This is a genomic window from Chloroflexota bacterium (assembly GCA_016219275.1).
GTDB lineage: Bacteria > Chloroflexota > Anaerolineae > UBA4142 > UBA4142 > JACRBM01.
Genome location: JACRBM010000096.1, coordinates 19,682 through 34,546, shown reverse-complemented (window position 1 = coordinate 34,546; position 14,865 = coordinate 19,682). Strand labels below are relative to the sequence as shown.

Genomic DNA, 14,865 nt, shown 5'->3' with positions numbered 1-14,865 from the left:
CAGAAATCAGAACCCAGAAATCAGGATGCAGGAATAGAGCCAGGAGAACACAACCGAAAACCGAGATTGTTGGTGAAGTTATCAGGTACGAGCCTGTCGCGAATCGCCCAGCGCGCAGCGAACGCAACATTGAGCCACGAGCCGCCACGGACAACGCGCTCGCCTTCTGCTTCTGGATTCTCCCGGTCTTCGGCTTGGTATGGATAATCACGATACTGGGTGCTCATCCAATCCCAGGTATTTCCAGATTGATCTTCCGCGCCGCATTCTCCCACGCCACCCGCGGCGCGGTACGCGCCGACCGGTGAGGGTCGCATCACGCGTCCTTCAATCGTGTTTGCACACGCCGCGTCCCAGTCGTCGCCCCAGGGATACGTTCTGACCCTCATCCCCAACCCTTCTCCCTGAGAGGGCGAAGGGAGACCGCACGCGGCGGCTTCCCATTCGACTTCGCTGGGCAAACGATATTCGCGCGCGGTCATTTCGGAAAGCCACGCGCAGTACGCGTTCGCTTCAAACCAGGTGATGCCAACAACGGGCTGCGCTGGATTGTTGTACTGCGCGTCATTCCACCATTGCGGTTGCTCGCGCGATTTGTTCGACAGACTCTTGCCCAGTTCTGTTTTCAATTCTTCTTCGCTCAAGCCGGCAACCTGTTCGTACGTTTTCAATTGCTCGGGCGAATAACTCCCGGTGCGTTCAAGTTGTTCCTTCCAGTTGGGCGTCTCCTGAAGTGCCTTCCAAAGTCGAAGCCAACTGGCGAATTGACCACCCGTTACATCTTCACCGCGCAACCAGCGTTTCGCCAAATCCGTTTTCCAGTACCGTTCGTCTTTGTAGCCACTGGCGTCAATGAAACACGCGTACTCCGCGTTCGTCACCGACCACTTGCCAATCTCAAACGCGGGCAGTTCAATTTCATGTTGCGGTTTTTCGTCGTCGTACTGACTGGCATCATCGCCAATAACGTACTTGCCTGCGGGCACACGCACCATCGTCGGCACAATCACCTTGACGCCGTTCAGCATTTGCGGTTCAAAGCGCGGATCGCCAATGCGTCCGAGCGCAAACCCCGCTTGCAAGCGCGCGCGTAAATGCACAGCGGGATCGTATAGGTCGGCGAGCAAATCTGCACGCACCAGTTTTGTCACCGCATCCGGTTTCGCCATTCCCGCCTCGTCCAACATTCGCCCAGCAAGCACAGGGTTGTGCGGGCGCACCGCTTCAATCAAGCGGGCTGGGGCGTGCGCCAAACCGCATGCCAGAATCGTCGTCACTTCCCAGCCGGTCGCGGGTGGTTCGGGCAGTGGGTCCCAATCGCCTACTTGTGCCGCCGGCATTTCGCTCGCGAGTCGTTTGCATTTCCACAGTGCGCCCAAGTCTTCGCTCGCATCAAAACGGCGGCGCAATTCGAGCGCGGCAAAATATTCTTGGAGGAGGTGGTGATAAAAGCGAATGTCCGGATCAATCCCTGGGTCGAGAATCGTCGCCGCGCGCGCGAGGCGGAACAACGTCAACGGTCTGATTGGAATGTCTTCGCCAGCAAGGTCTACGGTCGTGGGCAGGGCAGCTTCCGCAATTTTGAACGGAAACGTCAGTCCTTGCCCCTGCTTTTGCATCTGATACGCCAATTGCGCGAGCGCGGTCATCTGCACGCGGCGATGGATCCAATCGCTGTGAGCTTGATCTTTTTCGCGTTTGAGCAGACTCTGGACAAACCAATCCAACAACTGTCCGCGATTCTCCATTCCAGTTTGGTTGTCTTTGTATTTGAGCGTGAGCAGCCAGAGGTTGAAGGGGTTGCCCGCCATCTCGCGCAACCGCGACCGGGGATCATCCAAATACGCGGCGAGACCTTGCGCGTCGTTGCGTTGCAGATAATCCGTGATGCGTGCGTCGTCGAGCGGTTCGACACGCACACGCGGCAAATTCAATTGCTGATCGTAATCCTTTTCGCGGCTCGTAAAAACGACCTGACTCGATTCGCAGTATTCATTTAGGAACAAGCGCCACGCTTTCAATCGCTTGTCCCGTTCGGGTCCGAGGGGCAATTCGTTGATGCCGTCCGCGAGCAACAACACGCGCCCGGCAGAGAGTGCATCTGCCAAATCGCTCCCGGTGCGTTGGCGCCACTCGGTTTCTAGAAAGTCAAACGGAGTGCGTTCGGCTTGCATGCTCAGCCGCACAAAGAGCGGCACGGGTCCTGGCTCGCCACTCAGCAATTTGCGTGCCGCTTCGAACGCGATCTTTTGGAGTGTTGTCGTTTTACCCGCGCCCGGTTCACCCAGGATCACGAACGCGGAATGTTTTGCCAATGCCTCAGTGATGTCAGCGAGTGGTACCGTCTCTAGGCGCGCTTCGGGTCCCGCGCCGGGTGACGGGATCCGAAATTCGGAAAACGCAATGGGCATCTCGGTGATCTTGTCCATTTGCGCGGCAAGCGGAATGAATTTGGTCGCCCAATCGCGGTACTCGCGATGCACGATAAGCGCGAGCAAGTACGAACGCTCGCTGCGCTGCCGAGCAAGTTTTGTGATCGCGTCGGGTTGGAACGTCAGCGACTCGCCATCCAATTCTGCGCGCACCGTGTCGCCACTCGGCAGAAACGTCGCGCCGGCTTGGAGAAACGCAAGCACCTTTTCGATCAAGCGTTCGACCTCGCGCGCGGAATAGCCGTAGGTGATTCTTTGATTGCCGCCGACAAAATCGGCGCAATAAATATCACGCGCGGCGGTGCCGCCTTTCATCGTGCCGATCGTCGGCGTTGAAGAACCGCGCTTGGTTGGGGTACGTTTCTTGGGGAAAGTGGGTTTCTTGGACAAGGGATGCTCCGGGTAATAGACAACGGGCAAGGACGAATCGAGCAAACAGCAACTGTCGGTTTGCTACCTTCGCCCTTGCCCGTTGAAACAATGCGCCATCGTGTGCCTTCCGTCGTCAAAAAGAGACTAGCACAAACTAATCAAGCACTTACCGGGGACAAAGACCAGCTTACAATTTCAGTATATCACATTGGCGCAGAACCACAAAAAGCGCGGGGGGCGTCACAACGTTTTTGCCGTGCGGTCTTCCGTATCATTTTGGATGCGGTGATTCGGGGATTTGCCAATCCCAGCGCACCCTGCTATAATCACGATTGTAAGTCTATCTTTGCCCCTTAGGTTGCGGATTCTGGTTTCGTGGTATGCCATACCGCTGACCGAATTGGTCAGTTGGCATCTGCGCGCGTGATGGCGCGCGCGTAGAACTAGAAAGCACCTGTCGTCGGGCGCGTAAATTTTACGCGTTCGACGACAGGTGCTTTTTGTTTTCTTGCGCCGATCCACTGGCAACGAACAAATACCAAACTGGGAGCAACGGAGCATGACTCTAAACATTGCGGTCATCGTCATAGATCAATCCGCAATTTATCGGGTAGGTCTGCAATCACTCCTTGAGCACGCGTTCAAGACGCAGCCTCAAATCGCATACGCCGATGCCGCGCGCCTAATGGCATCGGATGACGACGGCCATCCCAACGCGATCCTGATTGGACTCGATTGGTCTGATCAAAGTAATCGCAACACCTTGAGCCGGCTTATTGCCCGGTTCCCACAATCCACCGTGATCGTCTTATCGGAAGACGACCGCGACCAAGCACAACTCGGCAAGTTGAACGTTCAGCATTGCGCGTTTGTTGTCAAAACCATTCCTCTCGAAGAATTGTCCCGCGAAATTCGCACAGTGGTAGAGCAGAATTGTGAACTCAACCGGCGACATCGCTTTCGCCGAGCAACCACCGGTTCCGCGAGTCGTTCGCGCCGTCCGCTCTCGCGCCGCGAGAATCAGGTGCTTGAGCATCTGACCCAGGGCAAGAGCAACAAGCAAATCGCCTATGCGCTCAACCTGCGCGAAAAGACGATCAAGAATCACATGACTTCGATTCTGACGAAACTAGGCGTCGCCAATCGCACGCAAGCCGCTGTGCACGCGTGGCGAGTCAGTCAAATAGATTTCCGAGTGCGCGAGAACGAGTCACTCACCACAACGTCAGCCGCAAGGAATTGGTGCGAAATTGCATCAGAATAGATGGCGGGCAAAAGTGTCGCCCGTTTTCACCGCGTCGTCTGTGTCCCCCCACATTCATTGAAATAATTTTTGCTGGAGGCATCATGTTTCGCAAAACACTTTATGCAATCGTGATCGTGTCGTTGATTGTCGCCTCTCTGCCCGCGCCGCGTTCATTTGCCGCGCCGCTCCGATCGCCGAGTAGCGAACTCGGTTCGCAGAGCGATGACCTTACGCTCTATATCGCGCCACTCGATTCACAACCATTGTTGCGCGAAATTCCGATGGACCTCGCGCCGATGTACGAGATCGAAGCGACACTGCAACAGCCGGTTGGTCCGTACCGCACGACGGTTCGCATTCGCGGCAACGCCGATCTTGCGCGGCTCAAGAAACTGGGCGTGACAATTCTCGCATCCACGAAAACAGATGCGACAGTGATTGCCGACCGCGCGCAGTTGGAGAACCTGGCGAAACTGCAATTCCAGCCGCGCAAGACGGAACTGACTGCGCGCTTGCAGACCGCGAGCCGCGCGCCGCTGGCTGCCACCGCAACCTCCGCGCAAATCCTTGCCGCCACCGCGACCGATTCCGACAACGACGGCTTGAACGACACGGAAGAAGGTTGGTGGTGCACGAACGCAAACCTTGCCGATAGCGACAACGACCGCGTGAACGATGGCGACGAAGTGAACGCACTCCGCGATTGGATTTTGCACACGCGCGCGACGCGCCCCGCGTCCGGCAAACCGTTTGCCGGGTGGCCCCCCAACCAAACCGGTTGCTACGATTCCGATTACGATTCCGTGCCCGACGCGGTGGAGGTCTACGTTTTTGGCTTGAACCCGAACCGCGAATCCACCGCGCGCGACAAGTTTGACGATGGGCAAAAGTTGTTCGGCTTGACAAACTGCCCCGGAAGTGGCGGCGGTTGTGGTTACGGCGCGTTGCCGCGCGCAGTGGACTGGGGCGTGATTTTTGCCGAGATGCCAACCTGGGTCAAGCCGCCGTACGATAGTCCGTTTGTCGCCGCGTTTCCAATACCCGAAGTGTCCGTCATTCCCAGTTCGTGGAAAGTTGAACGCGTGACGACGATCACGACGCAACAAGGACAGATGACGCAGACGGAAAAGACGTACGGTAGCGCAACAACGCGTGGACACAGCACAAGCGTAGCGAACACAGTGACATGGAACAACTGGGAGGAGGTATCGCAATCTATTGAAACACCAGTTACTCCCAAGCAGCTAGTGCAGAAGCCTTCTGCACCCAAGGGCTTTCTGCAAGACTTTGCTTGGAGTACAGGAAAGATCTTCCTGGGAGGAGCATTAGTCATCAAAGGCGCCGGAGTATGCATTGAAGGCTTGAGTGGAGTTGGGCTTCTGGCTTGCGTTGGAGAAGTTGGCGGTGGGATCTACATGATAAAGGAAGGTGGTGATGAATGGGCCAAGGAAATCAAACAGAAACTGGATGAGTACAAACGCCAGCAAAAGTATCCTGCCTGTTTTCAAAACCAGGGCAACCGCCCCTCGACCCCAAACACCACTAATGAGTGCGCGTTCACCCAATCGCCAGAAATCCTTGCTACATCAATGTCTGCTCAACGCGGTGAATTCCAGACACCTTCTCAATCTCCAAGTGGTACTTGGTACACTACCAACTCCAATAATGATTTGCTCGCTCGTGAGCTGCGCGGCATCAGTTATGCCATCTCACAACAACGCTTCACGGAAACACATGCAAGCGGACAGTCTTGGGGTGGTGCACAGACAACAACCCAGGAAGATTACGAGGAGCATACGCTCTCAGAGTCCAACGCTTTTGCGACCGGCGAAAATTGGAGCACCGCTTGGGCAACCGATTCGAGTTATGCCGCGAATCTGACGTTCAACTACACGATCAAAAATGCCGGGTCGGAGTACGCGCGCGAAATCACCGGCTTGATCTTTAACATTTATTTGGGCGATGACCCGAACCCGATCATTTCGTATCCGGCGTGGCAACAATTTCCGAACGGCAAACTTGAAAATGTTTTTCCCGGCGATGTCAAAACATTCGCTTCGACACCCGCCGTTCATCTCACGCTTGACCAGATGAAACGCATTGACCTGGGCGAAAAGTTGGTCGTTACGCTCGCGGATTTTTCGTACGGTGTTGACCAACTCTTTTACCAGGACGCGATCAACAGCGGTGTAACGATTTACGTTGACGACGGCGTGAACGATAACGACGAACTCGTTGACCAATACGTTTTGCCAACCTGGGGCACCGAGAATGTGCAAGAGGTGATCGCGCGCTATTTCCCAATCGGGATGGATAGCGATGGCTTGATGAACGCGATGTACACGCCTGAATTCAACGGAACGACGCCGCAATGGAATGAACATTTCTTGTCCGAAATTGCGTGGTGGAATGTGTACTTGACGCAAGCGGACGCGGGCAACACGCAATTGCGCGATCTGAACGCGCAAGCGAGTTCCGCTTTGCTCTTTCGCTTCAATCGCGATTCCGATCGCGATGGGTACCCTGACCGCATCGAGTTGCAGTACGGCACGAACAAGAACGATCCCGCGTCCCATCCGAACCCGGAAATTCTCGCGGGCTATACCATCGCGCGCGTGGGCAACACGGTCACGGTCAAACTCGCTCTGCAAAACAACGGCACGTTCGATGCGTTCGGAATGCAAGCGGTGATGTACTCGCCCGACGCGACGACAACGATCAACGACAACACCATTGGCGGCAATGGGCGCGTTCGACCGGGCGCGCACGTCGCGGTTGGTAGTCTTGTCAAAAAACCGACGCTGACAAATTGGACGAACAGCACCGCCAAAGTGTACTCGACCGGCGATTTCACCGGCGGCGCAGACAAGGTGTACACCTTTACCGTGTCTATCCCCGGCGTCGTTGGCTCTGGCACAACCGCGATGAATTGGAGCGATGGTAGCGCGAGCGGCTCGCTCGCCCTGGGTTCGAGTTATCACGCGCCTCTGCCGATTGCCGTCGGCAGTGAAGGTTTGCAAGTTGGATTCGACACGGGAACGATTCTCACCGGCGAAAGTTTTACCGTCGCCGCGTACACGCCGCGCGATACGTTCAAGTTCACGGTCAACAACGATCCGTACACAATGCCGGTCATCGTCGTCAGTTACAGCGATATGCAAGGCAGTCATCGTTTCATCACGACGCGGGAAATGTCTGCGCTCAGCGAGAACTTGACGCCGTACTCATCATCAATGTTGCGAAACCTCAGTGTGGATATTGTATCGCAAACCAGGTTCGCGTCGTCCGGCAACAACACCACGCACCTGGTTGTCAACAATCCACACACGCAAACAATTCAAAACGCGAATCTCTACGTGGATATTGTTGGCGGCGGCGCGGTCGTCGCGCATTTGCCGTACACACTGACGCTTCAAGCGGGTCCGACGATTGTGCCGGTAACCTGGTCAACCGCGACGTTCTCGCCAACGTACAACGCGACGATTGATTATTTGATGCTCGCGTCGTGGACGGACAGTGAAGGCAATGTGATTGACACGCGCGCGCGTCCGCTCTCGACGTTTGATGTTGATCCTGCACCGGTCTTGAACACCTCGCCCGCGACCTGGAACATTGGCACGGTAACACAAGGCGCGCAACCACAACAGACGATTTCTATCGTCAACACCGGCATTATGCCGCTGAACGTCGTCGTCAATTCGTCCGATCCGAAACTTACACTGTCCGGTGCGAATGGCATCATCACCGTTCCGCCGGCAGGCACAACGCCGGTTGTGGCATCGCTCGACACGACAACGCTTGCCGGCGCAGTTTCGATGTCGCTCACGATTCGCTCGAACGATCCCGCGCATCAAACGGTAACGGTGCCGGTGAATGGCACGGTGTCAACTTCCGCCGCGTCCGCGTTCGCGTTTGATATTACGAATCGTCCGCTCGACAAGACGGTGCGTGTGTACGGCAACGTGGCGCAATTCAGCACGGTTGATTTCACACACAACTTCCAACCCGACACGGTAACGATTGAGCCGTGCAAGGTTTACGCGGCGGATGGAACGACGCTGAAGGGTGTGGGCAAGTACTGCGCGGATTTCAATGCGGGGACAGCGTCGGCGCAAGTGTTTGGCGACGGACGCGATGGCGATTTGGTAGTTACATCAGGAATGACGGTCTACGCCGATTTGGTGCGAACCAATGTTACTGCAAGCGGTACTACAGCAAACACTGGGGGTTCAACAGGGTTTGCAGTTGGTGATCTTATTCTTTTCCACCAATCACGTGAGACAGCCAATGTTGGGCGTTGGGAATTCAACACAATCACCGCGATAAATTCAACAACAAACTGGACACTGGCTAAACCACTCAGTTATGCGTATGACAATACAAACGGGCGCGCTCAAGCAATCAAAGTACGCCAATACCGCAATGTTACAGTGGAAAGTGGCGGGTTAATTACCGCAACGCCTTGGGATGGTTGGACGGGCGGGATTGTCGTATTCCTTGCAAATGGAACCACAACAATCAATGGAACCATTGTTGCCAACGGTACCAGTGCGTCTAATAATAGTTTCTCTCCGGGTACTGGTACAGGCTTTTCTGGTGGAACGGGTGTTCATGGAAATCAGGGACCGGCAACAGGTTATCAAGGGAGCGGAACAAATGGCACAGGGATACAATCTGGCGCGTCCAATGGAAACGGCGGAGGAGCAGGTAATTTCACTGGATCAGGAGGTAGTGCCTGTCGTCCAGGTGCTGGTGGAGGCAATGGAACATCAGGGAATAACGCCGTTGGCGGTACCTATGGAGGCACGAGTGGGAATGGAGGGTTAGCGGCAGGCACTTCAGATTTGACAAACATGGTTTTGGGAGGTGGTGGTGGCGGTGCGGCTTGTTCAGATAGCAATCCTAATGACTGGAACGGAATGGGCGGTGGCGGTGGCGGTGGAATAATCTACATCTCCAGCCGCATGATGACAGTTTCTGGAAATATCATTGCCAATGGTGGAAATGGTGGAAGCCGAACAAACGTCGGCGGATACAGTAGCGGTGCTGGTGGTGGTGGTGGTGCCGGTGGTTCGATTCTAATCAAAGCGCAACAAATGACGCTCGGAACGAATTTGATAACAGCCTTTGGTGGAGCCGGTGGCACTGGTAGCAGTAGCGGTGATCCAACAACTGGTGGCGCGGGCGGTGCTGGTCGCATCCGTATCGAATACCAAAACATTACACCCGGTTGGTCAACAAATCCATCTGCGAGTGCTCAACAAGTTGCATTCTACCTCGCCGAGAAACCCGACGCGAACACCATCCGCTACACCGTGCCCGACACCGTCACTTCGCCGGGACAAAACTACGTAATGCAATTCGCGCGGCGTCTCGCGTTTGCCGGCGGGGGCAACCAAACGTCGTACACACGCGTCGTCTCGCAAACATACGCGTCCTCCACAATGGATGCGCTCGTTACAAACGTCGGCGCGGGCGGCGCAACGAATTTGCGCGTGGACATTAACAATCAAACGATCTACTCTGCCACGCAAACGATCACACAACCGACGACGATCAACATTCCCAACTTTGCGAGCGCGGTCAATGAGTACGTCATCTCGCGTCCGATCAGCACATCGGTTGATGTGCCACTGCGCGTGACGATTGATCGCCAGGCGGATGTTTTGCTCACCAACCTGGGTCTCACACCCGGAGCAGGACTCGACCTCGTTGTCACACCCAGCGACCTCGTCCTGGGTTGTCCGGGTGGTCCCAGTTGTCTCGCCTCAGAAGGCAACACGATTCCGATCACCGTCACAGTACGCAACACTGGCGCGCAAGCCGCGTCGTCCGCCGTCGTCAGTTACTATGCTGGGAATCCCAGCGCCGGTGGTCGCCTGATTGACAGTTCCTACGTCGCGACGATCCCAGGCGGTGGTTCAACCACCGCGACCTTCAACTGGAACACGGAAGGATTCACGCGCACGCAAACACTCTACGCGGTGGTGGACCCGCCGAACGCGATTAGTGAGACACTCGAAAACAACAATGTCGTTTCGCAAACGCTCTACATCAAAACGAAACCCGATCTGCGCGTCGCGTCCATCGCGCTCTCGGCGACCGACCGTGTCGTCGGTGAGCCGATCACCGCGACGATCACCATTTCGAACACTGGTGAAACGAACGCGGCGAGTCACTATACCAACTTTAACGCGCGGGGCGGCGGCTATTCTGATAACCAAGACCTGGCAACCGCTACGATCCCAGCCACGAACACGCTCACGCTGACGCGCAGTTTTGCGCCGACCGTGTTTGGCACGCACACGATCACGATCACCGCGGACAGTTTGAGTACGATCACCGAATCGGTCGAGTCGAACAATGTGACGACGCGAACCGTGTTCGTCGGCATCAACGCGCAGAACCTGGACGCCGGCGGCGCAAGTGACGCCGCGTACACGAATGCGAACGGCGCGGGCTATCTCAATGGTTCGACGTTCGACTTTGGCGGCGCGACGATTACCAAGACGGTGCGGTACGACGGATCGGGCGTGGTGCAATATCGCTTTGACGGTTTGCAACCCGGTCGGTTCTATCACCTCGACGCGACATTCTATCAAGAGGGTGATACGTTCAACCAACTCGTGCTCTTTGACGGCGCGGATAGTGGGCGTGTCGTGCCGATGGTGGACGCACAGCCGAATACGCTTTCGTTGCTCGTACCAGCCACCGCGTACAGCGATGGTTCCGTCGTCGTCAGTTTCCAACGGCAAAGTGGTAGTGCTGCCGCACCGACGCGTTTTCGCAAAGCCGGTTCGAGCATCGGTCCGGCGTTCGTCAGTCAGGTCACGCTCACACCGATCGAGTACATCTACATTGATGCCGGCGGCGCGAGTGATGTCGCGTACGACGCCGCGCGTGGGTATGGCTATCTGGCGACTAACACACCGTTTGCCAGTAGTTTGGGCGGGAGTGAGGCAGTGAACACATTCCGCACCGTGTTCGGCAACACTCTGAACTATCAATTCAGTCGGCTCAACCCAGCCAAAAACTATCTGCTCAACCTCACGCTCTACGATGGCGCGTCGAGTACGCGCGTGCAAGGAGTGAGCGTGGATGGCAGTCCGATCACGGCGTGTTGGAATCTGCCAGTCAATACACTTCAACGCGTGCAATGCCCGATTGATCCGGCGCAGTACACCGATGGTGTGATCACGGTCGGCATCGTCTGCTCATCTTGCACTGCGCCGCGCCTCAACGAGATCGCGCTCGAAGAAAAAACACGCGAGCAGGTTGGCTCGGCAACGCCATCGCCGACGCCAACGCCCACGCCGTCCGCCGGCACGAACGTTTCGGCGTTCTCCGCGCAATGGTCGGCGAATACAGTGCAGGTCAACTGGTCCACAATCTCTGAATCCAAGACGGACAAGTTCCAGGTGTGGCGTTCGCCGACGATCAACCCGGCGGCGTGGACGGCGGTCCGCACCCAGCCCAGTCAATCGAATTGCGCGAGTACGACGACGCCGTACGCCTACAACTTTACCGATACGACGGTCGTCGCTGGGCAGACTTACTATTACAAGCTAACCTGGGCAGGCGATACGTGCGGCGGACAAGCCGGCGCGTTTCCGAACAATGCGACGGCGTACGCGTACGTGAATACGAGTTTGCTGTTTTCGAGTGGCTGGAATTTGGTCAGTCTCCCGATCAGCCCAACGATCACACACACTGCGTCGAGTTTGGCGAACGCGATCAATAATCAAGGCGGCGGTTGTACCGAAGTGGACCGATGGTACAGCAGTGGCTGGGATTCGCATGTGATCGGCTTGCCGTTCAACGATTTCCCGATCCAGCAAGGGATGGGCTATTTCCTCAAGTGCAACAAGGCGAATACCTGGTCGTACCAGGGCACGGGACTCACGCAAGGTATTCCGCTGAGTCTGTTCACCGGTTGGAATCTGGTCGGCGTGCCGTACGCGCCGAGCGCACAGACCGCCGAGAGTTTGACAGACGGCATGAACACGCAAGGCGGCAACTGCCCCGAAGCGGACCGGTGGTTGAATGGCGGCTGGGATTCGCACTTGAACAATGTGTCGTTCAATGATTTTGCGATTGAAGCGAACAAGGGATATTTCGTCAAGTGCACGCAACCCAGCGCGTACGTGCCAGGTGGGTCGGCGCAAGCCGCGCCGCGCGCGCCACTCGCGCCCAAAGCGCAACGCAATCTCAAAAACGTACCCAGCATCACTCAAGTTCAAGTGACGAATCTGCGCGACACGAGCGCGACGATCTCGTGGGTGACTGATCGCGCGGCGCAGGGCTGGGTCAACTTTGGAACGGCGAGCGCGTTAGGCAACACTGCGTACGATGATCGCAACGCGTTGACGGTCGCCACCTCACATCACGTTACACTGTTCAACCTGTCACCGAATACCACGTACTACTTTGACCTGGTGTCCGATAGCACAGTTGACAACAACAAAGGAGCACACTATACATTCAAGACCGGCGCGATCTTGGGTTTGCCCAGTTCGGATGTGATCTATGGGCAGGTGTTCAAGCCGAATAGCACGACGCCGGCGGAAGGCGCGTTGGTCTACATCACCATCACCGATCAAAACAAGACCGGCACAACGGGAACTTCCGCGTCGCTTTCGGCAGTCGTGGATCGGTTTGGCTACTGGCAAGCGAACCTCGGCAACTTGCGTCAGAGTTCGTCGAGCGGGTATTACGCGTACTCATCGAACGGCGATACGCTGACGATTCAGGTTGACGGCGCGGGGAACGGCTGGGGTGCTCGCAGTGGGGATACCAGCGCGCGCGCGCCTGCGCCACCAATCACGTTGCGGTGGATGAACCTGCCATTCTATTTCCCCTTTGTGACGAAATAGAATGCTTGCTCAACCTCGCCAAGATCGCATGATCTTGGCGAGGTTGAGCGCGTGGATTGTATCCTCATGTCCATCTTGTCGCGCGTGTCCCTTTCTCCTTTTGTCAAAGGCATCCTTCTGGCGACGGTATTCGTCATGGCTCTGCGCGTGCATACCACATCCGCCGCTCCGATAATCTCGTCAGTGATGCTCACCAATGTGCGTGACGTGTCCTTCACCGTATCCTGGGTCTCCGATCAACCGAGTACGGGTACGGTCAACTATGGAACCACGAGCGCGCTGGGTACGACCGCGAACGATGATCGCGGCGCAACCTTCGCCGGCACGACGCACTATGTGACGCTGGCGGGTCTCGACCCCAACACCATGTATTATTTCGACATAGTTGCTGGGAGTACGGTGGATGACAATGGCGGCGCACATTATACGATTTCAACAGGTCCAACACTGGGACTACCTGGGTCGGATACGATCTATGGTCTCGTTTTCAAAAACGATGGCATCACGCCCGCCGCTGGCGCGATGGTGTACCTCAATCTGGCGGATATTGACAGTGCCGGGAGTTCAGGATTGTCGGCGACCGCATCGGCACTGGTAGATACGTCGGGTTATTGGTTTATCAACCTGGGGAATATTCGTGTGCCGGACCTGAGCACCTACTTTGCCTATTCCGCGTCCGGCGGCGATACGATTCGGCTATCGGTTCAGGGCGGCGCGGATGGCAGTGCTTCGCTGATGCTCGTAGACACAGCAAACGATCAGCCGGTTTCCAATATCAATCTTGTGTTGATTTTCACGCCAACCCCAACGAGTACACCCACGACCACACCAACCGCGACGCGCACCAACACGCCGACGAACACGCCCACCGCGACCAGCACGCCGACGCGAACCAGCACGCCAACGAACACACCGACAGCAACGCGAACCAGCACACCAACCAACACGTCCACAACCACCCCGACGGCAACGCGAACCAGTACGCCGATCAGTACGCCAACGAGTACTCCGACCGCGACGCGAACCAACACGCCGACGAGCACGGCAACGAGTACACCAACCACGACGCGAACCAACACGCCGACGAACACGGCGATGAGCACACCAACCGCGACGCGAACCAACACGCCGACGAGCACGGCAACGAGTACACCAACCACGACGCGCACCACCACACCGACGAACACAGCAACGAGCACACCGACCGCGACGCGGACTAGCACGCCGACGAACACGGTAACGAGCACACCGACCGCGACGCGGACTAGCACGGCAACGAGCACACCGACCGCGACGCGGACTAGCACGGCAACGAGCACACCGACCGCGACACGAACCAGTACGCCGACGAGCACGCCAACCAGCGTACCTCAAACGACGTTTTCTGCCTTCCGCGCGCAGTGGACCAGCGACGGCAACTGGATTACATGGACTACGACGCAGGAATACAAGACCGACGCGTTTCAAATCTGGCGCACAACCGCCCTAGATCAGATCGGCACACAGAATCCAACCGCGTGGGCGCTCATCCACACGCAACCCAGCCAATCGAATTGCGCGATTTGGTCTACGCCAACCAACTATTCTTTTTCGGACACCGACATCGCAAGTGGGCAAACCTACTACTATCAATTACGTTGGAGTGGGAACAGTTGTGGCAATGCAATCGGCGGGACCTATCCAACCGTGACCAATTCAGGACAGATTCCCTGGATCATATTCTTACCTTTTGTGAGCCGCGACGATCAATCGAGTGGATATGTGCTCGCGCTGGACCGCACGTCCGCCGCTAGCCCAACTCCCAGTCGCACACCGTCAACGATAAGGATATTCGACAGATAAATGTCGAGGTTTGGAGAGAGTGTCGGCGGAGCCAGTCAGTCTCTCCGGATTTCCCAGTCCAAAAACTGAAATCCGTCGTCCAAATTTAATTTGCGATACG

Annotated in this window: 4 protein-coding genes; 3 read left to right on the top strand and 1 reads right to left on the bottom strand. The window is 56.5% G+C overall.

Features of this window, described 5'->3' with window-relative positions:
- Window positions 1–20: 20 nt before the first annotated feature.
- A complete protein-coding gene (locus HY868_25400) occupies window positions 21–2,822 on the bottom strand; it encodes an SUMF1/EgtB/PvdO family nonheme iron enzyme (protein MBI5305490.1) in 2,802 nt (933 codons plus the stop codon).
- 541 nt (window positions 2,823–3,363) lie between these two features.
- On the opposite strand from HY868_25400, the gene HY868_25395 reads away from it, so the two are divergent.
- The 3 genes from HY868_25395 to HY868_25385 all read left to right on the top strand — a co-directional run bounded on the left by HY868_25395 (window position 3,364) and on the right by HY868_25385 (window position 14,765).
- The gene (locus tag HY868_25395; protein ID MBI5305489.1) at window positions 3,364–4,068 is read left to right on the top strand and encodes a response regulator transcription factor; all 705 of its coding nucleotides are present in this window, start codon (window positions 3,364–3,366) and stop codon (window positions 4,066–4,068) included.
- Window positions 4,069–4,151: 83 nt separating this feature from the next.
- Window positions 4,152–12,923, top strand: coding sequence for a fibronectin type III domain-containing protein (locus HY868_25390; protein MBI5305488.1), 8,772 nt, complete (start codon window positions 4,152–4,154; stop codon window positions 12,921–12,923).
- A 66-nt stretch (window positions 12,924–12,989) separates the two neighbouring features.
- Window positions 12,990–14,765, top strand: a complete 1,776-nt coding sequence (locus HY868_25385) for a fibronectin type III domain-containing protein (GenBank protein MBI5305487.1) — start codon at window positions 12,990–12,992, stop codon at window positions 14,763–14,765.
- Window positions 14,766–14,865: the final 100 nt, after the last annotated feature.